The sequence below is a fragment of the Vibrio sp. 1-Bac 57 genome, from assembly GCF_037546855.1.
Classification (GTDB): domain Bacteria; phylum Pseudomonadota; class Gammaproteobacteria; order Enterobacterales; family Psychromonadaceae; genus Psychromonas.
The window spans coordinates 1-23,033 of the sequence record NZ_JALAAC010000028.1 but is presented as its reverse complement, the minus strand read 5'-3'; the positions used below and the strand labels follow the sequence as shown (position 1 = coordinate 23,033).

The following is a 23,033-nucleotide window of genomic DNA, read 5'->3' as shown; positions in this document are numbered from 1 at the left end:
GCGATAAGCAATAAAATCATTGATACTTTAAAAAACAATAATAATGATATTCATTTCTATTCGCATTAGTGCTACATTATTAATAAGTACGATAAATAATGAGGTGACGAATGGATAATAAAAAAGCATTCAAAGCACTAACCAATAAAATCAAAGAGCTTCAACGCAATCAAGATAGGCAACTACAAGAGCCGAAGCAATATCAGCAACATGAATATAAACAGCTGAAGCCAAGCCTATCTTTTACGAATGATTTTAATGCCGCGGATTTATCTTCTGCTTATACTCCGTACAAATCGGTGGCATGTAAAAAATGTCCCGCATTATCTAACGGACTTTGTAAGTGTGCTTTAAAGCAGATGCATAGAGTGGCGTGATATCAAAAGTAGCTGTTGAGGTTATTTACTGCTCGAAAGCTCTTCCTAAACCAATAGGCAGTGAGTCGCTATCTGATTAATATTGCAGTCCCTTACCCCAGAACTTCTTTTATTAAACTACTACCCTTTCAACAATAACAGTAACTCTAATGCGCTCACACCAATAAAAATAAAAGCTAACCATTGCCAAAACTTAACAGGATCACGCTCTAATAATGTTTTCTTGGGTTCTGTTAATTGCTTCTTTTTTTGAACATGACTCAATTCAGCGACAAACTCACTCATACTGCTATAACGTTTTAGAGGATCCGGATCCAATGCTTTTTGCAATACATTATCTAATCGGTTTGATAACTCTGGCCGATAGGTTTTAATCGGTTGATAAATCCAACTGTACTGCCTTGCTCTATCTAATGATTGCCCTTGATTGCCGGGGTAAGGCAAGTGACCTGCTAATAATTCATAGGCAATAACCGCAATTGAAAATAGATCCGATAGTGATGAACTTTGCCCCTCATTTAAATATTCTGGTGCAATATAATCGACCGCCCCCAGCGGCTCTTCTTGCTGTTCTTTTTCTATCTCTTCAAAGCCGTTTACTTTAACCGTACCAAAATCAATGAGCTTCACTTCTCCCTGATCTGAAATCATAATATTTTCAGGCTTTAAATCACGATGCACCATCCCTGCCCGCTGTAATACTCGCACCGCATTTACAACTTTAGTCACAATATCATAAGCTTGTTGCTGCTCTATGATTGGATTTCTTTGCATCCAATCCCTTAAGGAGATCCCTTCTACTAGCTCGCAAATATGATACAAAAACACAGAATTTTTAATATTAGCTGCTATTGACATGATTGCGGGATGTGTAATTGATTGCCCTATCCACTGCTCTTTATAAAACCCTAATAGATAATTTAAGTCTTCTTCAAAGTTAAGAGAAGGCATTTTTAGCACCACTGACTTATTGCTACTTTTATCTGTGGCGAGGTAAACATGGCTGCGTACACCTTGATGTAGTATTTCATCAATACGAAAACAATCAATCTCATTCCCTACTTGTAGCGCAGGAGGAATAATCAAACTATTTAAATGAGCAAATAATTCACTTAAATCAGCTTTAGGAAGCGTGCTGATTTTAATTAATAAACAACTGATATTGTCACTGCTACCTTGCGCTAAGGCATCATCACAAATTGTTTGCGCAAGCTCCTCAAAGGCCTTGGTATTAGCATCTTGACTTAAGGTGCTTAAGTAGCCGCTGAGGGTATTGTTATCTAAATAATCATGCACACCATCGCTACACAGCATAAACAAGTCTTCAACTTGTAAAGGAATTGCTTGGTAGTCGATGTCAATGTGGCAATCCATACCTAGTGCACGCGTTAATACCGGGTTCTGTTTATAAACCGCTCTACTGTGATCATGAGATAACTGTTTTAATTTTTGAGCCCGAAAGCGATAAATACGACTATCGCCAATATGTAACAAGTGGGCAGTATTTGATTTGATAATCAAGCTACTAAAAGTAGTGATCAAGCCATTATGGCGAAGGTCATCTTGGTTATGTTGGTATAACCAACTATTGAGTGAATTGAGAACTTTACTCGCTGATTCTTTAACATCCCAGTTTTTATTAGTACTGTAATAATCGCTGATAAATTGTGTCACACTGGTATGACTGGCTTGTTGGCCTTTATTACTGCAGCTCACACCATCAGCAACACAGGCAACAATACCTTTAGTACTTTTTTCTAAAGGTGAATAAGGGTCTTTCACTGCAAAAGCATCTTGATTGACCGAACGCTTACCCGCTGTCGAATAACCACCGATGCACACTTTCAACTTTGGCGTTGATTGACTCTTATTCATGCAGATTGTGACCTTACTTGTTATTCCTACTTATGAAGCACTTATGAATCTGTGCTGGCAGTCATTAAAAATAACTGCCATATACTGATTAGTGACTTCCAACATCAATGAGTGTGACACTACCATCTTCATTCACTTCTGCAATCTTGCCTTTAGGTTCAGTCATAAACAATAGTGTAACCAAACCGATAAATGCAGTTACCGCAATCACGTAGAAAAATGTTTGGTAATCAACAAAAGAAAGGATAGTTAAGTACACAACTGCACCGACGTTACCATAAGCACCAGTCATACCTGCAATTTGTCCCGTCATACGACGCTTAATTAATGGTACTGTAGCAAATACAGCCCCTTCACCAGCTTGTACAAAGAAAGAACATAACATTGCGGCTGCAACAGCAACCCACAACGTCCAACCACCATCGATTTGCGCCATCAATAAATAACCTAAGGCTAAACCTGCAGTCAAAATAATCAGCGTAGATTTACGACCAAATCTGTCTGAAAGCCATCCACCACCAGGGCGAGAAGCTAAGTTCATGAAGGCATAAGCAGAAGCCACCATACCCGCAACAACTGGCGTTAATTCAAATGTTTCTAAAAAGAATAGTGGCAACATTGAAACAACGGCTAATTCAGAACCAAATGTAGCAAAATAAAGGATATTTAATACCGCTACTTGCTTAAACTTGTATTGATGAATTTCCGGTACTGGCGTGGTAAAAATAGATTTATTTACTTTCCATACCTGTGACCATTCATACAGGTATAAAGCTAATAACAAACCGTAAATACTGTAACAAACTGTATCGGTGATCATACCAACATTAGCAGGTGAAAGTTTCCAAGCTAATAATGCTAATGCTGCGTACATAGGTATTTTCATCAACAACAATAGAAAGAAATCACCTTTAGAAGTAACTTCCATAGCCGTTAAATTAGCCGGTTTAAAGTAAGTCGCTCCTTTTGGTGTATCAGTTACATTGGCATAAAAGATAAAACCAAATACTAAACTAAGTAAACCAGTAACGGCCATTGCATAGCGCCAACCGTCTTCGCCACCAAATAATAGAGCGATTGTAGGCAGTGAGAAAGCAGCAGCTGCACTACCAAAGTTACCCCAACCACCGTAAATACCTTCAGCAGTACCAAGCTCATTGTGCGGGAACCATTCAGAAACCAAACGAATACCAACAACAAAACCTGCACCAATAAAACCGAGTGCAAAACGCGATATTGCAGCCTGCATAAAGTTATCTGAAAAAGCAAAAGTAAAACAAGGAATTGAACATAGGATCAATAAAGCGGAGTAAACAATTCGAGGGCCATACTTATCTGTTAGTGAACCAATAATAACACGTGCAGGAATAGTGATTGCTACGTTGAGGATCAGCAGCGTTTTAATCTCTTCAGTGCTTAATCCAAGGGTTTCTTTTACTGCATGCAATAAAGGAGCGAAGTTAAACCAAACGGCAAAAGTGATGAAAAAAGCCATCCAACTTAAATGTAAGGTTTTCATTTTTCCCTGAAAAGAAAAAATATTAAAATTACTTTTACTCATATATATCCTGTGTGTCTTATACAAAAGCTTAATGAAACATTAAGCTTTTTAGTGATAGTTTGTTAACTATAAAGGTTTGTTTAACTTGCTTCTTTAAGCTGAACTTGCTCATTTTCAATGCGAACATTAAAGGTTTTAAGTTGGTGTTCGTCTGAGTCTAAACATTCCCCAGTTACTAAATTAAAACGCTGTTTGTATAAAGGAGAGGCAACATAAGTAATATCTTGTGTCGAACCAATGATGCCACGAGATAACACATTCGCTCCCCCAAACGGGTCGAAATTAGCAACAGCATAAACACTGTTATTTTGTTGGCATAAAAAAATCGCCACTTGCTGTTCATTAAACAGAGCGCAAATACCTGCATCAGGTGTTAAATCGTTTGCAGCACAAATATTTGTCCAGCTTGTATTAGTTGATGTAATGTCCATTTTATTATCTCCTTTACACTAATTCAGTGATTTCAATTTCTTTTGCTAAAGGGAAGCGTTGCCCCCTTATCACTTTAAAGGCAAGACCAGTATCTTCTTCCTTGCTATTAATAAAGTGTTTAAAACGTTTAAGTTTTTCAGGGCTCTCGATGGTTGTTTTCCATTCACATTGATAGTTCTCAATGTTATTTTCCATTTCTGCTTCTAGTTCAGCATTAATGTTTAATGAGTCATTAATAATCACATCACGTAAGTATTCAATGCCACCTTCCAAGTTCTCTAACCATACCGAAGTACGTTGTAAACGATCAGCCGTGCGAATATAAAACATGTAGATGCGGTCGACATAAGTACGTAACTGCTGATCTGTTAAATCAGAGGCAAATAAGTCACCGTGACGTGGACGCATTCCACCATTACCACCAAAGTAGAGATTCCAACCGCCATCTGTTGCAATTAATCCAAAGTCTTTACCTTGCGCTTCTGCACATTCACGGGTACAACCGGACACACCAAATTTCACTTTATGTGGCGAGCGTAAACCTTTGTAACGGTTCTCAAGATCAATCGCAAAACCAATGCTATTTTTAACCCCGTAACGACACCAAGTGTTACCGACACAAGCTTTAACAGTACGTAAGGATTTACCGTAAGCATGTCCCGTTTCAAAACCTGCATCGACTAATTTTTTCCATATAGCAGGTAGTTCATGTAACTGAGCGCCAAATAGATCAACACGGGCGCCGCCGGTTATTTTGGTATAAAGGTTAAATTCTTTAGCGACTTGCCCAATCACAATCAAACCATCGGGAGTCACTTCGCCGCCTGGGATACGTGGTACCACCGAGTAAGTGCCATCTTTTTGCATATTACCTAGGTAGTTATCATTGGTATCTTGCAAGCCAACATGTGCATCTTCTAATACATAGGCATTCCAGTAAGACGCTAATATGCTTCCCACAGCAGGTTTACAAATTTCACAACCTAGCCCACTTCCACATTCGCTCAATAATGCTGAAAAGGTTTTAATTTTCTTAACGCGGATAATGTCTGTTAATTCTTGGCGAGAGTAAGCGAAGTGCTCACAAATATCTTTTTTCACTTCAAAACCAAGGCTTGCTAATTCGCTATCAAGTACTTGTTTCGCGAGTGCAGAACAGCCTCCACAACCAGTTGCTGCTTTAGTTGATGCCTTGAGTTCCCCCATGCTACAACAACCCGCGGCAACGGCATTCTTAATGTCACCTTTGGAAACATCAAAACAAGAACAAATTGCCGCCGTATCTGGTAATGCATCAACGCCCATTCCAGCAGCCTCTTCACCACCTGAAGACGGTAAAATAAGCACACTTGGGTTGGCAGGTAATTTCATGTCATTTAGTTTTAATTGCAATAATGTACCGTAAGCATCGACATCGCCCACTAATACAGCGCCAACCATTTTGGTTCCATCGGCTGATACAATTAAACGTTTATAAACTTGTTCTATTTCATCGTGATAAGTATAAGACTGAGCACCAGGTGTTTGGCCATGAACTTCACCAATACTGGCAACATCAACTCCAAGTAACTTCAACTTGGTACTCATATCTGCACCTGTAAAAGTAGTTTCTGCATCACCATGAATGTGTGCAGCAGCCACTTTTGCCATTTGATAACCCGGTGCAACCAAGCCAAAGATAAAGTTATCCCATAGCGCACACTCACCAATGGCGTAAACGTCATCAACACCTGTTTGACAATGGTTATTGATGACAATGCCACCACGTTCACCAATTGGAATGCCGGACAAACGAGCCAATTCATCTTGAGGGCGAATACCCGCAGAAAAGATAATCATATCCGTTTCTAAAAAAGTGCCATCCGCAAAGTTCATACGGTAGCGAGAGGTTTCACCTGCAACGATTTCAGTGGTCGCTTTTTCAGTATGCACTTGCACACCTAGCTCTTCTATTTTACGTTTTAATAAAGCACCACCACCATCATCTAACTGCACAGCCATTAAGCGTGGAGCAAATTCAACAATGTGTGTTTCAACACCTAAATTAACCAGTGCATTGCCGGCCTCTAGCCCTAACAATCCACCACCAATAACCACGCCGGTTTTACTGCTCTCACCTGATTTAGTAATGTCTTCTAAATCATCAATAGTACGGTATACATGACAATGCTCTTGGTCGTTACCTGGAATCGGCGGAACAAAAGGAAAAGAGCCCGTCGCTAGGACTAATTTATCGTAACTTTCAATGCGTCCGCTGGCCGTGATTACATTTTTGTTTTCAAAATCTAATTCAACGACTTTATCGTTAAGAACAAATTTAATGCCGTTCTCTTGGTAATAGGCCGCATCCGTTAACGCGAGATCGTCAGCAGTTTTACCTGAAAAGAAATAACTTAATTGCACACGGTCATAAGCTAAGCGGGACTCTTCAGAGAAGGTGATCACCTCAAATTCTGATTGTTCATTACCGATAATCGTATCGATAAATTTATGTCCTACCATGCCGTTACCAACCACAATAATGCGTTGTTTACTCATAATCGCTATTCCCTTTTAACTGCTGTTTTGTTGCGTTTAGTTATCTATATAGGTGTAGATACAAACATCTGATGTAAACAGTGCAAAGGGGAGGCCAATTTAAAAGCCAATAAAAATAAAAACAACTAAATAAATAAATTCAATTAGTTATGGCACAAAAAGATAAATAGTAAGGTTTTTTATTGATATTTCCGAAGGTAAATTGTTAAAGAAATGTGAATAAACAGTGCGTAATGCGCTAATTTGGTGCGATTTCATCGCAAGAATGGATAAGCTGATTTTGATCTACTCTATACATTTACTGCAAAAAAAACATTAGTTATTGATTTTAAAGTCAAAATATATTTATCAACTATCATTTTTAAATAATTTCATAGTTGGTGTGCTCTTTGCTCCCTATATAAGTATAGAAACGGATATTAAATAGTAGAGAGAGCCACATGACCCAAGAAAAAAGCTTATGGACTAAATCAACCTGCGCATATTGTGGTGTAGGCTGTGGCATTGAAGCGAGTATCGGTGCTAAAGGTGAATTAAGCATTCGCGGTGACAAATCACATCCAGCTAATTATGGAAACCTCTGTTCTAAAGGATTAGCACTGGGTGAAACCGTTAGTCATGAAGGTCGATTGCTACACCCTTCAATTGATGGTGTAGAAACAGACTGGCCACAAGCATTACAACATGTTGCTTCAAAATTTTCACAAGCCATCGAAGAACACGGTCCAGACTCAGTTGCTTTTTATGTATCAGGACAACTCCTTACTGAAGATTATTACGTTGCCAATAAGTTAATGAAAGGCTTTATTGGTAGCGCGAACATCGATACCAACTCTCGATTATGCATGTCTTCAAGTGTTGTTGGCCATAAACGTGCTTTTGGTAGTGATACGGTTCCAGGCTGTTATGAAGATCTTGATACTGCTGAATTGGTGGTGATCACTGGTTCTAACTTAGCATGGTGCCACCCTGTTTTATTCCAACGTTTAAAAGCTGAAAAAGCAAAACGAGATAATTTATTTATTGTCGTTATCGACCCACGAGAAACAGATACCTGCTCTATTGCTGATTTACACTTAGCTATTCAACCAGAAACCGACGTCGCATTATTTAATGGTTTACTCACCTATCTTGTAGAACATAAAAAAATTGATAACGACTATATTCAACAACATAGTGAAGGTTTTGAAGCCGCATTAAAAAGTGCACAGAAAGATGCCCCCAGTATCGCTCAACTAGCTACTGATTTAGCGTTGAGTGAGCAAGACTTAACATTGTTTTTTGCTCATTTTGCTAACACCGAAAAAACACTGACCATTTACTCCCAAGGTGTTAACCAATCAACTCAGGGAAGTAATAAAGTAAACAGTATTATTAACTGTCATATTGCTACAGGTCGAATCGGACAACCTGGAATGGGACCTTTTTCAATAACAGGCCAGCCTAATGCAATGGGAGGCCGTGAAGTTGGAGGACTTGCCAATACGTTAGCCGCGCACATGGAATTTGGAGATCAAAAAGCGAATCAACTGATCAGCGAATTCTGGGAAACAGAGCAACTAGCCACCAGCCCAGGATTAAAGGCAGTAGATTTATTTGAAGCAATGAATAAAGGTAAAATAAAAGCGGTTTGGATCATTGCTACTAACCCTGTGGTCAGCTTACCCAACAGTAATAAAATTATTGCGGCATTAAAAAAATGTCCAACTGTGATTGTCTCAGACTGTATGGCCGACACTGCAACAACCCAATACGCGGATGTACTGTTACCCGCACAAGGCTGGAGTGAAAAATCAGGTACAGTGACAAACTCTGAAAGACGCATTTCAAGGCAGCGTCGTTTATTACCTAGCCCAGGTGTAGCCAAAGCAGATTGGTGGATCATCAGTGAAGTCGCTAAGCACATGGGGTTTAAAAAGGCGTTTAATTACCTGCATGAAGGTGAAATTTTCTCTGAATTTACAAAAATGACTACGTTAGATAATGAAGATGGATTAACACGTGATCTTAATTTAATTGGATTAACCACTCTTGATGCAAAAGGATACAGTCAGTTAACCCCGCAACAATGGCCAGTGACTCACTTGCAAACAAAAAATGTGCACCAACGTTTATTTGCCGATAAGCAATTTTTTACGGCTTCTAAGAAAGCACAGTTCATTGCAGTCTCACAATTAGCAACGAGCCTTAATGTGAAAAGCGAACTACCTAAACAATCCCAATATCCTTTAATATTAAATAGTGGACGTATTCGAGACCATTGGCATACGATGACACGCACAGGCTTATCAAGTCGTTTAGGTGCACATATAACTGAACCTTTTGTCGCAATACACCCAAATGATGCAGAAAAATCACAGATAAAAGATAACAATTTGGTAGCGATCAATAGCCCTCAAGGTGCAATGCTAGTGAGAGCATTACTCACTAAACAACAAAATCAAGGACAACTTTTTACGCCAATTCACTGGAATAGCCAAACCGCTAAAAGTGCTAACATTTGTAATTTAGTCAGTGATGATAATGACCCTATTTCTGGGCAACCCGGTTTTAAATCAACTCAGGTAAGCTTAAAAAAATGGCATTATCATAGTGAAGCGATGTTATTAACACGCCAACCGTTAGCACTAGGCGAGTTTGATTATTGGGTAAAACAAAAAGTTGAAAAAGGTTATTTGTACCGGATTGCTGATAACCGCACTGCTTCCGAATTAGCGCAAGCGATACAAAGTTTATTGCAAAACACACAAGGTAAAACGTTACAATTTTCAAGTACAGATCAATCTCAGCAGGCGATACATCGTTATGCCTTTGTACAAAATGGACAACTTAATAATGCTTATATTACCTCTGAGCAATTAACCACACAGTCATTAGATTGGCTACAAAGTGTGTTAGATCTTCCACTTGATAGTAGTATTGAGCTCACTCTCATTTCAGGAATTGTTGAAGGCAAGCTAGCACAGGGTAAGATCATCTGTGCTTGTAAACAGGTGGGGATCAATACCATTACTGAAGCAATTCAGAAGCAAGGCTGCCACTCACTCGATAGCATTAAACAATGTACTAGTGCAGGTACAGGTTGTGGTAGTTGTTTACCTGAAGTGGAAAATATTTTGGCCGAAAATTTGGTTGTGGCAACACAGCACATTGAAGTTGAAGAGTTTGTTGCTTAATTATTTTTATTTGCAGAATAATAGAATAGACCAAATAAATTAAGGCTAATAACGTATTTTAGTATTTATTGAGCCTTATTTTTCTTCGTGCCCTCTGTATAGCGAAGCAGTTTTGTGGTTATTTTTATTTAAAATCAAAAGAGATTAACCACGAAGACACGAAGCTCACGAAATAAATAAAAACATCAAAAAAATCAAGGCCAATAACGAATTTTGATGTTTATTGAACCCTATTTTCCTTCGTCTCCTCTGTGTGGCGAAGCGGCTTCGTGGGTAATTTTTTCTTTAAAATCAAAAGCGATTAACCACGAAGGTACAAAGCCCCCAAATAAATCAAGCCCAGCAACGAGTTTTAATATTTATTGAGCCTTATTTTCCTTCGAGTCCTCTGTAAGCGAAGCAGTTTTGTGGTTATTTTTATTTAAAATCAAAAGCGATTAACCACTAAGACACGAAGCTCACGAAATAAATAAAAACACCAAAAAATCAAGTCCAACTAGGCATTTTAGTGTTTATTGAGCCTTATTTTCCTTCGTGTCCTCAGTGTAGATAAGCGGCTTAGTGGTGAATAGCTTTTTTGTGACTTTACAATAGCGACAAAAAAAGCGACCAATGATCGCTTTTGAAGTTTGACTGAATTGGTAAAAATTATTTATTAATATCAACCAAGGTAAAGTCCATTGTACAAACGTTACCAAACTTAACCGTAGACTTAGCACCGACTAATACTTCATGCACACCAGTGATTGCACCAGAGCAACATAAAGAACCAGCAGGTAAGGTAATACCGCGCTCAGCACAACAGTCAATCATGAAAGCTAATGCTGCCATTGGACCATTTAAAATACCATCTGTAGGAGCAGTATTAATTAGCTGGTCATTAATAGTGACACTCGTTTGCATATTAGCAATGCTGTTCTTCCAATCACTAATAGCGCTGCCCACTACCACACCGTATTGGTTACCAATATCTGCAATGATTGCCGTTGGACCATAACTATTTAGGTCAACAACAGGGCTACTCGCAATTTCGATACCTGCATAAACATCCTTAACAAGATGCTCGACACCGTCAGCAGTATTAATGCTACCAGGAGCGATATCTTGATTAATCTCTATCACTAATTCTGCTTCAATAGCAATAAAGCCACCAGCAAATACAGGTAACTCAAACTTTTCACCCGATGATTGTTGCTCATTTAGAGGCACATGAACATTGTTAAAAATAGGCCCAATAACACGCTCAGCCCCCAATTCTTCACGCAACTCAGGAGGAATCATCCCCACTTTCCAACCAACAATCGCTTGGTCAGAAGCATCAATTGAACCATCTTGAACAACATATGCCTCTTTTAATGAAGTAGGAATAGGACCTGGAAAACTATCTAAAATACGAACATCTTTACGAGCACTAGAAAGTGCATGTGCTAGCTCGCTAATTTGCTCACTAGTTAAAGGGGTAGCTGACATAAAATACTCTCACAATGGATTTCATAAGTTGATGGTGAAGATGGCAACAAGTAAGTGCAAACTTGAGCCCTGAAAAATTAGTATAAACGTCCTATAACAGCAAACAAAGTGATAATTAACTGTTTAATCAGGATTTTGATAGATATCAATTGTATAAAAGAGAACAATATACAAACAAAAAGCAAACAAAAAGCAAACAAAAAAAAGCAGCTTCGATAATTGTTATTGAATAATCGTTAATACTTCTTAAGATTTAAATCGTTCAGAAAAACCTGAGAATAAAAGCGACCTAAAAAATACAATAGCATCTCGTATTGCTCGGTTTAATTTGTTACATTATAACAAATTAACGTTGTATTATAACAATTCAGTAATCATATACTGACCCATAATAAACAGCGGATGAATCATGATTAAATTAACTAATTTAACTTTTGCCTGGCACCAACAAGCAATTATTGAAATTGAAGCCTTACACATTGAAAAAGGTCAGCACCTTTTTATTGAAGGTCCTAGTGGAAGTGGGAAAAGTACACTATTAAACTTATTAGGCGGTGTGTTAACACCTCAACAGGGTTCGATTTCAATACTTGGGCAATCACTACAACAGTTGTCATCAAGCCAAAAAGACAGTTTTAGATCCAACCATATTGGCTTTATATTCCAACAATTTAATTTAATCCCTTATCTCAGCGTCTTAGATAACATCACCCTACCCTGTACTTTTTCAGCGTTACGAAAAGCAAAAGTGCTAAAACGCAGTGAATGTTTGAATACTGAAGCAATACGATTATTAGCCGCTCTAGGGTTAACTGATCCAGCTTTATTACAACGTAATGTGAACCAATTAAGTGTAGGGCAACAGCAAAGAGTTGCGGTAGCACGAGCAATGTTAGGTAGCCCAGAAATAATTATCGCCGACGAACCTACTTCAGCATTAGATGCAAATCATCGCCAAGCTTTCATTGAGATATTATTTGAAGAATGTAAAAAAGAAGACATTACACTGATTTTTGTCAGCCATGATACCAGTTTAAAAAATCACTTTGATTATCACATTAGCCTACCTGAAATTAATAAAGCGAATGCTAACCTAGTAACCCAGGAGGCAATATAATGGCCATTTTATCTCTCGCATTCAAAAGCTTACTTAACCGTAAACTGACATTTTTTATTACTCTTTTTTCTATTGCGATCAGCGTGACTCTGTTATTAGGCGTGCAAACCCTAAAGACAGAAACAAATTCAAGTTTTATGAAAAGCATTTCAGGCACAGACTTAATTATCGGCTCACGTGGCGCTTCTTCACAGTTATTATTAAGCTCAGTATTTCATATCGGCCAATCAACAAACACCATTCAATACGCAACTTATCAGGAGATACAAAAATCACCAGCAGTTGAATGGGCAGTCCCTATTTCTTTAGGTGATTCTCACCAGGGTTATACTGTGATGGCGACTGATTTAAGTTTCTTTGACCATTTTAGCTATGCAAATAAACAGCATCTTAAGGTGCATTCAGGAAAGATAGACGGAGATATGTTTGCTGTTGTAATTGGCGCAGAAGTAGCAAATAAATTAAACTATGCAATTGGTGACGAAGTCATTGTGACGCATGGAGGTGGTGAAATAGAAGGCCATCACCACGACAATATTCCTTTTTATATCAGCGCTATTTTAGCCCCCTCTTTTACTGCTATAGATCAAACTTTAATTATTTCCTTAGAAGCAATGGCCGCGATGCATACCGATAATCATGGTCATTTTGGCGTACTCCCAGGTGAAGAAACCTTAGCGACTCATCAAGGCCATGAACATCACGACGAAGAAAAGCATGAAGGACATGAACATCAAGACGAAGCGACTCATCAAGAGCATGAACATCACGACGAAGTAGCACATGAAGAACATGAACATCACGACGAAGCAACGCATGAAGAGCATGAGCATCATGATGAAGCAACGCATGAAGGACATGAGCATCATGATGAAGCAACGCATGAAGGACATGAACATCAAGACGAAGCAACGCATGAAGAGCATGAGCATCACGACGAAGCAACGCATGAAGAGCATGAGCATCACGACGAAGCAACGCATGAAGAGTATAAGCATCACGACGAAGCGACTCATCAAGAGCATGAACATCGCGACGAAGCAACGCATGATGGACATGAACATCACAACGAAGTAGCACATCAAGAGCATGAGCATCATGATGAAGCAACGCATGAAGGACATGAGCACGACGATCAAATTCATAGCGAACACCGAGAAACGCAAGATCAACGCGTGGCACGTTTATTAAAAATAAAGCCTGAAAAAATTAATGCTATTTTTGTGGGTTTAACTTCACCACAAGCCATATTAGGTATGCAGAGTTATATTAATAACTATCCTAAAGAGCCATTATCAGCGATTATTCCAGCTGTGGCACTGCAAGAGCTATGGCAGTTCTTTAGTCTTGCTGAAATTGCATTGAACATAGTCACAGTATTTGTTGTCTTAGTCGGGCTATTAGGTATGTTAAGTATTATCCTGATGAGTTTAAATGAACGTCGCAGAGAGATGGCGATATTACGCTCAGTGGGCGCTAGGCCTGCACATATCTTTGGTTTAATCATTGGTGAAGCTGGGTTTGTTTGTTTTGCAGGTATAGTAATCGGTGTGGCACTGCTTTATTTATTACTTGCTGTGTTACAAGCTCCGCTTGCCTCTTATTATGGGTTTTATATTGACATCAATATGTTAACGTCTAATGATCTACTTATTTTAGCCGTTATCCAATGCAGTGCTTTATTGATTGCACTTATCCCTGGCTGGCTGATCTACAAATATTCATTATCAGATGGAATGAGCATTAAATTTTAGGAATAAGCATGAAAAAATATTTATTAATACCATTTTTAATCATCTTAACCTCTATGGTTCAGGCTCAACCGATGCAGATCGGTTGGCAAGACTTGCAGGGAAAAGTTGAACCTTATCAAGACCCTTTTGCTGCTTTAACAGATGATCAACTTTTTAATCTATCTGTTTATGGCCGTATTACAGAGATGAAAACCTTATATCCTTCATATGAGATAACTGATGCCATGCTCAAAGAAGCTGAACAAGCTAAAGCCCAGTTAATAAAAGAAAATATTAATATTGAGTATATGTTTGAGCAGCGCGATATTATTATGAAAAAGCGCCAAAAAGCAGTCCTAATTACTAATGACTTGTTAGCCAATAGAGAAATACAGATGTCTGGCTATATGTTGGCGCTTGAGTTTAATAATGGGACCGTATCGGAGTTTTTACTAGTTCCTACCATTGGGGCTTGCTCACACAAACCAGTGCCTCCGGCAAACCAATTAATATTCGTAAAAGCAGCAACACCTGTTCATGCTGGCTCTCCTTATATGCCAATAAAAATAACGGGCACTTTACGAGTCACACCGGAAGTTAAAGACCTTTATTTAGTTGATGGTAAAAAACAAGTGCGCATGGCTTATAGTTTAGAAGATGCCATCGTAGAACCGTTTATTGCAACGCATTAAAATTGCTAACAAGTTAATAGGCTCAAAACCGTAGTAGAGTAATTACGACGGTTTTGAGCCTATTAACATTCTGACTAGCGGCTAATAACAAATCTAATAACCCGTCTAATAACCAATCCAATAATTAATTTAGCCTGAACTAATCTCTTCTGGTTATACTAAATCGCTCACCTTTTTCAAGCGTTAAGTCCACTTCTACAGATTGACCGCCAACGCCATGCACATTACATTTTGCGCTCACCACGACCTTCATTAATCCTTTAGGTAACTTGATATTGCACAAACTGCGTGTAAAAGGCTGCTCGTTATCATGGGGATGTGCCAGTTCTCGAATAGCCAATACATTACCTTTTAAGTCCGCTATTTGCCAAGCATCTGCATAATGCTGCCAATCTTGGTCGTTGTGTCTAACTTGGGTATCAAAGCACCAGCTACCATCTTGACTCTGTGTTGCCCTTACATTACTAACTTGTGCAAAATCCAGTGAAGTAAAAGGTGTCTCTGTATCGGTTGCAGCAGCCAATAGCGAAGAAGTAAAAAGTGCGAATACACAGACTGTTTTCATTATTTTTTTCATTGAGTAATCCTATTTAACTCTTAATAAACCCATATAGGTAGGATAGTGAATTGTATTGATTCACCCAATAGTTAACCAACTTAACAACGCTACTTAAGAATGCCTTTCAGCTATCCCTTTCAATAAGGTCTTTCAACAATCCTCATAAAGAATGCTTTGTAACAATTCTTAGTAACAATGACACCACCAAAGCTACCGCCAACCCAATTGAAAATTAAATTAGCATAAATCAAATTATTTTTAAGCAAAGCAGATCTTAGTAAGCGACATTAACGTATCTATACATAAGCAATTCATAACACTAAATATCACATACAAACACGTGTATTTAATCTTATTACGTGTATTCATTGAATAAGTACCCGTTTAATAAGTACTCATTAAATATTCAGGTGAGGCAAAAATTTAACTTTGTTTTACCTTTGTAAGGAGAGATTTATCACTTTTAAATATTTTGACAGCAGTGATTTTAAAGCTATGCCAGATAGGGATAGAGCACGGTTTATTAATAGCTTATCAGGCTTTAAAAGTGCCAACCTAATAGCGACGCAGGATAAACAAGGCAAGACTAATGTCGCTATGTTTAGCTCAGTCGTTCATCTCGGAGCTTCGCCTGCTTTAGTAGGGTTTGTGATGCGTCCAGATAATAACGATAGGCACACATTAGATAATATTATCAATACTTCTGAGTATACAATCAACCAAGTATCTGCTGATTTCTATCAACAAGCACATCAAACCTCTGCTCGTTATCCTAAACATCAAAGTGAGTTTGAGGCTACAGGCTTATCGACACATTTTATCGCCCCTATAAAAGCACCTTTTGTAAAACAGAGTGTTTTAAAATATGCCGTTGAGTTGAAGCAAATAATCCCCATTCCACTCAACAATACACAGTTTATTATTGGTGAGATAAAGCTAGTTGTCTGTGCTCATGATGCGATTCAAGAAGATGGTTATATTGATATTGAACAACTACATAGCACGTCAATATCTGGACTGGATAGCTATCATACTAGTCAGCGCCTGTCTCGTTTAAGCTACGCTAAACCAAATAAAAACAGTAGCAAATTAAGTGTTAACGGTGATTAGCTATGAGCGATATAAACAAAGCAGATAAGGCTGTTGAAAAAATATCTACTTACTTAGGTTATTTAGGATTATTACCTTTTTATATTTGTTTGTTGCTTAGCCAAATAGTAAATAACGAGCAACTAGAACCTCACTCTCTTATTGTTTCGATACAACAGGCTTTTGTTTTTTATAGTGCCATTATATTAAGTTTTATGTCCGGCACGTTATGGCAAAAAGAAGCATCGAAAAAACAGGTTAAATTGCAATTGCTCAGTAATGTACTTTGTTTAATTGTCTTTGCTTGTTTATTAATGCCTGTTTTTTATGCGTTAATTATTTTGCCTATTACTTATGCAGGGCTGCTGTTCACAGAATACCTACTACGTTTCCAACAACAAATAACATTAACAGCAAGCTATATAAAAATGAGATTAATATTGACACTTTTAGTTGTTCTTTCACATGTTACTGCACTTCTATTATGGTATTAACAACAGGCGATGACAGAAGCTTAGATTCAAATAATAAGGATAAGAAGATGAGTTCAAAAGAGTTAACGATTTTTTACGATGGCAGATGTCCATTGTGTAGTTTAGAAATGCAAAGATTAAAACAACAAGATCTCACTGATAAAATCAGTTTAGAAGACCTACATCAGGATAATTTTGAAGCCCGTTTTCCTCATATTAATGTAACTAAAGCACTCGCTATTTTACATGGGGAATATCAGGGAAAGTTATTACTAGGTTTAGAAGTGACACACCGAGCTTGGACATTGGTAGGCAAAGGTGGACTCGTTGCTCCCTTGCAATGGCCGGTTATAAAGCAAGTCGCTAATGCATCTTACTTAATACTCGCTAAATATCGTTATCCTATTTCTAGCTTTATACATCGTCGCTTTGGAATAGGTATCAACACATGTGAACAAGGAACCTGCTATGAAAGACCAAACAACACTAATCATCGGCGCTAACAGTGGTATTGCAAAAGCGCTTGCAGTTGAAGTAATAAAAGCCAACCAGTCCAATTTAATGGTTATCACCCGTGATAGTCATTTTTATCAGCAGGATATGTTTAACAATAGTGATATTTTTTCAGTGGCCGATTATCAGGAATCGACGATACAAAAAACAATAACAGACTTAAATAAAAAACTTACGGCACCATTATCACAGGTATTTATTTGTCATGGTTTATTACATAGTGAACAAGTTAAACCGGAGAAACGTTTACAAGGATTAACAGAAAATGCATTTAATGAAGTGATGACAGCCAATGCACTTACTCCTATGTTATGGATAAAAAACTTAATCCCAACCTTTAAACACAAGTTGAATCAAAAACAAGCCTGCAAAATCATTGTGTTTAGTGCGCGAGTTGGCAGTATTAGTGACAATCATATAGGCGGTTGGTATAGCTATCGTGCATCAAAAGCAGCGCTAAACATGTTAATTAAATCCGCAGCGGTGGAGTTCTCAAGAACAGTTAAAAACATTAAATTAATCTCTTTTCATCCTGGTACCACCGACACACCGCTATCTAAACCTTTCCAAAAAAATGTGCCTGAAGATAAATTATTTAGCAGTGAATTTGTTGCATTACAGCTTATAGAAATAGTGAAAAATACTAACATCGATGGCGAAGCAAGTTTTGTCGATTGGCAAGGCAAAGCGATACCATGGTAACAACGATGAGAGTTCAATAACCACTTGTCATTGTGTTCGCTACTGAAATTGTCTTTAAATAAGAAGGAATTAAGAAAGTATCTATATTTTACGGATATTTATATTTAAGAGTATCTATATCTAAGGGGTATCTGCTACTCCTTATCAAAACTATCCACCACAATTGCCCCCATTGAAGCAGGCATCGTAATGACAATAATGCGTTTAATAGCGATCAATGGGTCATCGAAGAAGGGCAACTTATTTAAACAAAAGAGTACTAATGCAACCACTAAAGCCGTCATAATATAAGCAATAATAATACGTGAGACAAAAACTAACTTTCTAGATTGTATATCTTTTTGGAAAACACTTTCATAGGTATAAAGTGTTAAAAATATAACAGATAAGGTTAATAACATTAGCAGATTAGTATGAGGTAAAGTTTCACCTAAGCGCCACGCTTCTTCAGAAAAAGAGATCGGTACAGCCAGCGCAAAAGCACCTACAAATATTTGACTCGCATCTTCAAAATTAAAGCTAAATTTCATATCGACCCTAAGCTTATTGCCTATTAAAACAGATAAAGAAATATCAAGTTATAACATACTTGAACAAAAGTCATCGCTTTACTTATCGATACCTATAAACATGATACTTTAGGCACAAGGTTAGCAAGGAGAACTACCGATAAGATAATAGGCATAGCCTTCGAAAGATTTAATATTAGTCCTTTGCTACTAGACCATAAGGCTTGGAACGAAATAGTTCGGGTTGTTGGCTGATTGTTGGTGCTGCATGCACTCCTTTCCAGTCAAGCAACATAATAGCTAATACATTACGATGTTCCCCTTTTTTCAAATCAACTCCCCCGGTTACAGAAGGTACTAAACCTTGATCGCGATTTAATGATTGCTGAATAACCTTTCTAGTTTTTAATACCACCGGATCATTATCTAAACCGGCCAATAAGAAGTTAATACCAACCTCCGCAACTACATCTTCTTTTGCTCGAGCAATAATAGTATCAATATTATCGCGATAGTAATCAAACAACCATTGGTGATCTTGTTCCCTAACAGAATGCTGATAATAAGCAGATGCCGCGAAGATAATATGTGTTAACCCGTAAATTTTATTGCCAAATTGCTGTTCTGATAAACTATTATCCATCGCATCAGGATAAACCTTTCTAAAGGTAGTAATAAACTCCTCTACAACATCCTGCTCGCCCAGTTGTCGTAACCAGTACACTTGATTGGCTAATTGTGCAGCCCAAGCTTTGATCATAGCCTCATTGGTTGCATATTTAGTAAAATCATAACGGCGAATAATTTGTTTTAATCTATTATTTTCAAGGTGCTGTAATCCATACTCATTGGCACGCGCCATTGACCCCAGTAAATCAACACCTAAATAAAGGTACTCAGGCATCTCCTTGGTAATTTGATAACGTAACTGACTACGCTCGCTTTCCTCGCCCAAATAACCTTCAACGCGCTGTTCTGCATACTTTCTGATCTGCTCCGGTGTATGCACTTCGTTAGCAAAAAAATTTAAACGACTGGCAACTCGCGCCATGTCCGACCATATTGCAGCTGCATATTTATTATCAAGCGTTTGTCGGTACATTCTCAAGCCATAATGACCAGACTTAAAAGCAGGCAAAGTATATAAACGTGCTTCATAGGTACTACGAATTAAATCTGCATCCTGTTCAAAGCTAGGATTAAGGTTAGTGGTTCGTGTGGTTAATTGATTTTGAATATCAACAACGGGCGCATTGATAGAAAGCAGTGGCTCTGAACTATATACATTTAAAGTAACTAGCAAAGAGATAATAATAGAACTGGTAATATGTAAAAATCTCATACAACTTCCTTTTTGTCTTAGCTAACCATCATTTAAATAACTGATTAACCCAACTAATTAAGTGAGCAATTAATCGAGTTAACTAATCAAGCTAATTAAAATATACGATGGCTGCGCAATCTCTATAAAAAAACAAAGACCATTAAATAATTAATGGTCTTTGAATACAGGATAACTTATCTGTCAGCGATATTATTTATACAACAAACATATAACTTAACGATTAAACATCATTGTTTTTTAACCAGCCCAAAGCAATAATGCCATAATTTGCGGTGATAAAATCCGCAAGAACATAACTAAAGGATAGACTGTTGCGTAAGCAAGTGCTGAAGCGCCGCTTGTTGGGTGAAGGCCATTAGCAAAAGCCAATGCTGGAGGATCAGTCATTGAACCAGCGAGCATTCCACATAAGCTAAGATAATTTATTTTAGTAAATATCCGAGCAATAAAACCTACAGTAAGAAGGGGAATAAAAGTAATTGCGATGCCATAACACATCCAAATAAGTCCATCTCCTTCAGTAAGTGTTTCTAAAAATTGTCCGCCTGATTTTAACCCAACAACTGCTAGAAAAAGAACTATCCCAATTTCACGTAATGCAAGATTAGCACTTGGCGGCATAAACCAATAAAGCTTACCGATACTGCCAATTCTAGCTAAAATCAGTGCAACAATTAAAGGGCCTCCTGCTAAGCCTAATTTTAAGGCAACCGGAAAACCTGGAATAGTAATAGGAATTGAACCAACTAACATACCTAAACCGATTCCAATAAACACAGGTAGCATCTGTACCTGTTGCAGTTTTTGCTCTGCATTACCAACAACAGCCCCTACTGCATCAATTGCATCTTGGCGCCCCACTAAATTTAAAATATCCCCAAATTGTAACGACATTGAACTACTGGGTACTAGCTCAATACCACTGCGATGAAGCCTTGAAATTACCACATCATAAGTTTCAATTAAGTTTAGTTCTCCAATCTTTTTATTTAAGACTTCATCGGCAGTAACCACTACGCGCACTGAACGCAAATTTGTCCCCTTTGTCGAGAGAGAGGCGTCAACCACTTCACCGATAATTAAACGCGCTTCATCTAATGACTTTTGATCGCCGACCAAATTTAATAAATCGCCCATTTTAACAATGGTACCCGCAGTCGGTATTAACAACTCGTCAGCATGCTTTAAGCGAGAGCAAACAACACGACCACTATTAATGATAGGAATATTCTTAATCATTAAACCATCTAAATTAATATTATGAAGTTCAACATTAATTGAATTCAGATTAGAATTTTTTTTCCCAGTCTGATTATCAAAAGAATCAGCTTCCTCATTAATATTTACTCGGAAAAACCAACGTATGATCCACATTGTAAATAAAATACCTAAGATACCAAAAGGGTATGCTATTGCATAACCCATACCTGTTTGCCCAAGTAATTCGGATGTAGCACCAAGCTCTCCCATAATCTGCTGGCCCGCCCCTAATGAAGGCGTATTAGTAACAGCCCCGGAAAAAATACCTAGAATAATAGGTAATGGAACATCAAATAATTTATACAACACAGCGGTGACAATACAGCTAAGCAAGACCAATAAAGCGGCAAAGCCATTTAATCGCATTCCAGAATTACGTAACGAAGCAAAAAAGCCAGGGCCAACCTGAATACCAATAGTATAAACAAATAAGATTAGACCAAACTCTTGAATGAAATGTAGAGTATGCATATCAAGTTCAATTCCGTATTGTGTACTAAAGTGGCCCACAAAAATGCCACCAAAAAGTACCCCTCCAATACCAAGCCCGACGCCATAAACTTTCCAACTTCCTATCCATAAGCCGATCACTGCAACCAGTGATAACATGCTAATAGATAGTGCGATCTCACCCATAAAAACTCCTTTAATAAATAATAGCCAAACCGATAAAAATAGATTTATTTATGCGATTTGGAATCAGTGAACAGAGTGAAAAGAGTGTAAAGCTAATTGATAAAAGTTATCGTTAAAAAGTAAGCAATGGCAATCAAATCAAACTAATAGGTAGGTATAATAGGTCTATTATTAATCATAATTAGCTATCTAAATCACACTTACTTAGTGATATTTACAAAGGGAATAAATAGATATCAAAAACAAAGGTCAGATCTCATAATTGATTTTTATTGAATCGATAGCAGACAAGATGTGTATCGATCAAATATTGAATGAAGAACTTCAACCATCCAGAGCTAAGGTCGTTCATTTAAAAGTGTAGAAGTATCAATCCAGCCCTACCTATCACTCTAAAAGATGGCAACTCAGTGGTGCTTTATTTATCCCCTGTGAAAGCAGGACATCACCACTAAAAGCCCTAAACGAAAAAAACCTTGTAGACAGAGTCTACAGGTTTTTTCCTGAATACTATGCAAGCTTGACGGTGGAATGGTCTTCGCAGAGCTCCTCCGCTCGTAAACCTTGCCTGTCGGCAAACTCACCCTACTTTCTACGTAGGTCATCAATCAATAGACATAAAAAAAACCTGTCGAAATTACTCAACAGGGTTCGTTTAATTAGGCGCTTGGCAATGGGTGGAGATTGCTCATTAACCATCGCTGTCGCGATATTCGCCCTACGTTCGCACTAAAGGATGGCCACTGCGTGGCGTTTTTTATCCTACGCTCAAGTCGTTCATCACCACAGCCCTAAACGAAAAAATCCCTACTGACGTCAGTCAACAGGGATTTTTCTGAATATGATGCAAGCTCGTCGATGGGTGAACATTGTTCGTTATCCTTGCCTATCGGCAAACTCACCCTACTTTCTACGTAGCTCATAAATCATCAGAATTAAAAAAGCCCCACCGGAACTAACCAGTGGGGCTATTTTA

Annotated in this window: 18 protein-coding genes; 9 read left to right on the top strand and 9 right to left on the bottom strand. The window is 37.9% G+C overall.

Annotation, left to right across the window (positions count from 1 at the left end; genetic code table 11):
* Positions 1 to 110: 110 nt before the first annotated feature.
* Positions 111 to 377 carry a hypothetical protein gene (locus tag MT391_RS15680; RefSeq protein ID WP_499498902.1) on the top strand — a complete coding sequence of 89 codons (267 nt, stop codon included), beginning with the start codon at positions 111 to 113 and terminating at the stop codon, positions 375 to 377.
* A 120-nt stretch (positions 378 to 497) separates the two neighbouring features.
* Here MT391_RS15680 and MT391_RS15675 read toward each other — a convergent pair whose 3' ends face one another.
* The 4 genes from MT391_RS15675 to nirB all read right to left on the bottom strand — a co-directional run bounded on the left by MT391_RS15675 (position 498) and on the right by nirB (position 6,783).
* Positions 498 to 2,252, bottom strand: a complete 1,755-nt coding sequence (locus tag MT391_RS15675; RefSeq protein ID WP_499498901.1) for a bifunctional protein-serine/threonine kinase/phosphatase — start codon at positions 2,250 to 2,252, stop codon at positions 498 to 500.
* Positions 2,253 to 2,340: 88 nt separating this feature from the next.
* The gene (locus MT391_RS15670; RefSeq protein ID WP_166372423.1) at positions 2,341 to 3,813 is read right to left on the bottom strand and encodes a NarK family nitrate/nitrite MFS transporter; all 1,473 of its coding nucleotides are present in this window, start codon (positions 3,811 to 3,813) and stop codon (positions 2,341 to 2,343) included.
* Between the two features lie 80 nt (positions 3,814 to 3,893).
* Entirely contained in the window at positions 3,894 to 4,244 is a 351-nt protein-coding gene (gene nirD, locus MT391_RS15665; protein ID WP_166372424.1) for a nitrite reductase small subunit NirD, read from the bottom strand.
* Positions 4,245 to 4,257: 13 nt separating this feature from the next.
* Positions 4,258 to 6,783 carry a nitrite reductase large subunit NirB gene (nirB, locus tag MT391_RS15660; RefSeq protein ID WP_499498899.1) on the bottom strand — a complete coding sequence of 842 codons (2,526 nt, stop codon included), beginning with the start codon at positions 6,781 to 6,783 and terminating at the stop codon, positions 4,258 to 4,260.
* Between the two features lie 440 nt (positions 6,784 to 7,223).
* On the opposite strand from nirB, the gene MT391_RS15655 reads away from it, so the two are divergent.
* Positions 7,224 to 9,959 carry a nitrate reductase gene (locus MT391_RS15655; RefSeq protein ID WP_499498897.1) on the top strand — a complete coding sequence of 912 codons (2,736 nt, stop codon included), beginning with the start codon at positions 7,224 to 7,226 and terminating at the stop codon, positions 9,957 to 9,959.
* A 648-nt stretch (positions 9,960 to 10,607) separates the two neighbouring features.
* On the opposite strand, the gene MT391_RS15650 is transcribed toward MT391_RS15655, so the two are convergent.
* Entirely contained in the window at positions 10,608 to 11,429 is an 822-nt protein-coding gene (locus MT391_RS15650; RefSeq protein WP_499498895.1) for a 2-keto-4-pentenoate hydratase, read from the bottom strand.
* Positions 11,430 to 11,838: 409 nt separating this feature from the next.
* Between MT391_RS15650 and MT391_RS15645 the strand changes: the two genes are divergently transcribed.
* Genes MT391_RS15645 through MT391_RS15635 form a run of 3 tightly spaced genes read left to right on the top strand, consistent with a single transcriptional unit; the run spans position 11,839 to position 14,971 of the window.
* Positions 11,839 to 12,546 carry an ABC transporter ATP-binding protein gene (locus tag MT391_RS15645; protein ID WP_499498894.1) on the top strand — a complete coding sequence of 236 codons (708 nt, stop codon included), beginning with the start codon at positions 11,839 to 11,841 and terminating at the stop codon, positions 12,544 to 12,546.
* Positions 12,546 to 14,300 (top strand): ABC transporter permease, encoded by a 1,755-nt coding sequence (locus tag MT391_RS15640; protein ID WP_499498892.1) that lies wholly within the window; start codon positions 12,546 to 12,548, stop codon positions 14,298 to 14,300. The genes MT391_RS15645 and MT391_RS15640 overlap by 1 nt, the downstream gene beginning before the upstream one ends.
* Positions 14,301 to 14,308: 8 nt before the next feature.
* Complete coding sequence (locus MT391_RS15635) at positions 14,309 to 14,971, top strand: DUF3299 domain-containing protein (protein WP_499498890.1); 663 nt, start codon at positions 14,309 to 14,311, stop codon at positions 14,969 to 14,971.
* 139 nt (positions 14,972 to 15,110) lie between these two features.
* Here the strand turns inward: MT391_RS15635 and MT391_RS15630 are convergent, their stop codons facing one another.
* Positions 15,111 to 15,548 carry a hypothetical protein gene (locus MT391_RS15630; protein WP_499498888.1) on the bottom strand — a complete coding sequence of 146 codons (438 nt, stop codon included), beginning with the start codon at positions 15,546 to 15,548 and terminating at the stop codon, positions 15,111 to 15,113.
* A 477-nt stretch (positions 15,549 to 16,025) separates the two neighbouring features.
* Here MT391_RS15630 and MT391_RS15625 point away from each other — a divergent pair, with 477 nt between their 5' ends.
* The 4 genes from MT391_RS15625 to MT391_RS15610 are packed head-to-tail and all read left to right on the top strand — an operon-like array spanning position 16,026 to position 18,307.
* Positions 16,026 to 16,640, top strand: coding sequence for a flavin reductase family protein (locus MT391_RS15625; protein WP_499498887.1), 615 nt, complete (start codon positions 16,026 to 16,028; stop codon positions 16,638 to 16,640).
* 2 nt (positions 16,641 to 16,642) lie between these two features.
* Positions 16,643 to 17,113: a DUF3429 domain-containing protein gene (locus MT391_RS15620; RefSeq protein WP_499498885.1), complete on the top strand. Its 471-nt coding sequence runs from the start codon at positions 16,643 to 16,645 to the stop codon at positions 17,111 to 17,113.
* Positions 17,114 to 17,160: 47 nt separating this feature from the next.
* Positions 17,161 to 17,595 (top strand): thiol-disulfide oxidoreductase DCC family protein, encoded by a 435-nt coding sequence (locus tag MT391_RS15615; RefSeq protein ID WP_166372433.1) that lies wholly within the window; start codon positions 17,161 to 17,163, stop codon positions 17,593 to 17,595.
* The gene (locus tag MT391_RS15610) at positions 17,561 to 18,307 is read left to right on the top strand and encodes an SDR family NAD(P)-dependent oxidoreductase (protein ID WP_499498884.1); all 747 of its coding nucleotides are present in this window, start codon (positions 17,561 to 17,563) and stop codon (positions 18,305 to 18,307) included. Before MT391_RS15615 ends, MT391_RS15610 begins: the two co-directional genes overlap by 35 nt.
* A 134-nt stretch (positions 18,308 to 18,441) precedes the next feature.
* On the opposite strand, the gene MT391_RS15605 is transcribed toward MT391_RS15610, so the two are convergent.
* The 3 genes from MT391_RS15605 to MT391_RS15595 all read right to left on the bottom strand — a co-directional run bounded on the left by MT391_RS15605 (position 18,442) and on the right by MT391_RS15595 (position 22,057).
* Positions 18,442 to 18,837, bottom strand: coding sequence for a DUF2391 family protein (locus MT391_RS15605; protein WP_028868395.1), 396 nt, complete (start codon positions 18,835 to 18,837; stop codon positions 18,442 to 18,444).
* A gap of 175 nt (positions 18,838 to 19,012) precedes the next feature.
* Entirely contained in the window at positions 19,013 to 20,158 is a 1,146-nt protein-coding gene (locus MT391_RS15600) for a DUF3541 domain-containing protein (protein ID WP_499498882.1), read from the bottom strand.
* Between the two features lie 240 nt (positions 20,159 to 20,398).
* The gene (locus MT391_RS15595) at positions 20,399 to 22,057 is read right to left on the bottom strand and encodes a putative transporter (protein ID WP_166372437.1); all 1,659 of its coding nucleotides are present in this window, start codon (positions 22,055 to 22,057) and stop codon (positions 20,399 to 20,401) included.
* Between the last annotated feature and the right edge of the window lie 976 nt (positions 22,058 to 23,033).

Coding starts and splice junctions, on each gene's coding strand:
- MT391_RS15680 (WP_499498902.1), top strand. CDS start 111: ATGGATAATAAAAAAGCATTCAAAGCACTAACCAATAAAATCAAAGAG.
- MT391_RS15675 (WP_499498901.1), bottom strand. CDS start 2,252: ATGAATAAGAGTCAATCAACGCCAAAGTTGAAAGTGTGCATCGGTGGT.
- MT391_RS15670 (WP_166372423.1), bottom strand. CDS start 3,813: ATGAGTAAAAGTAATTTTAATATTTTTTCTTTTCAGGGAAAAATGAAA.
- nirD (WP_166372424.1), bottom strand. CDS start 4,244: ATGGACATTACATCAACTAATACAAGCTGGACAAATATTTGTGCTGCA.
- nirB (WP_499498899.1), bottom strand. CDS start 6,783: ATGAGTAAACAACGCATTATTGTGGTTGGTAACGGCATGGTAGGACAT.
- MT391_RS15655 (WP_499498897.1), top strand. CDS start 7,224: ATGACCCAAGAAAAAAGCTTATGGACTAAATCAACCTGCGCATATTGT.
- MT391_RS15650 (WP_499498895.1), bottom strand. CDS start 11,429: ATGTCAGCTACCCCTTTAACTAGTGAGCAAATTAGCGAGCTAGCACAT.
- MT391_RS15645 (WP_499498894.1), top strand. CDS start 11,839: ATGATTAAATTAACTAATTTAACTTTTGCCTGGCACCAACAAGCAATT.
- MT391_RS15640 (WP_499498892.1), top strand. CDS start 12,546: ATGGCCATTTTATCTCTCGCATTCAAAAGCTTACTTAACCGTAAACTG.
- MT391_RS15635 (WP_499498890.1), top strand. CDS start 14,309: ATGAAAAAATATTTATTAATACCATTTTTAATCATCTTAACCTCTATG.
- MT391_RS15630 (WP_499498888.1), bottom strand. CDS start 15,548: ATGAAAAAAATAATGAAAACAGTCTGTGTATTCGCACTTTTTACTTCT.
- MT391_RS15625 (WP_499498887.1), top strand. CDS start 16,026: ATGCCAGATAGGGATAGAGCACGGTTTATTAATAGCTTATCAGGCTTT.
- MT391_RS15620 (WP_499498885.1), top strand. CDS start 16,643: ATGAGCGATATAAACAAAGCAGATAAGGCTGTTGAAAAAATATCTACT.
- MT391_RS15615 (WP_166372433.1), top strand. CDS start 17,161: ATGAGTTCAAAAGAGTTAACGATTTTTTACGATGGCAGATGTCCATTG.
- MT391_RS15610 (WP_499498884.1), top strand. CDS start 17,561: ATGAAAGACCAAACAACACTAATCATCGGCGCTAACAGTGGTATTGCA.
- MT391_RS15605 (WP_028868395.1), bottom strand. CDS start 18,837: ATGAAATTTAGCTTTAATTTTGAAGATGCGAGTCAAATATTTGTAGGT.
- MT391_RS15600 (WP_499498882.1), bottom strand. CDS start 20,158: ATGAGATTTTTACATATTACCAGTTCTATTATTATCTCTTTGCTAGTT.
- MT391_RS15595 (WP_166372437.1), bottom strand. CDS start 22,057: ATGGGTGAGATCGCACTATCTATTAGCATGTTATCACTGGTTGCAGTG.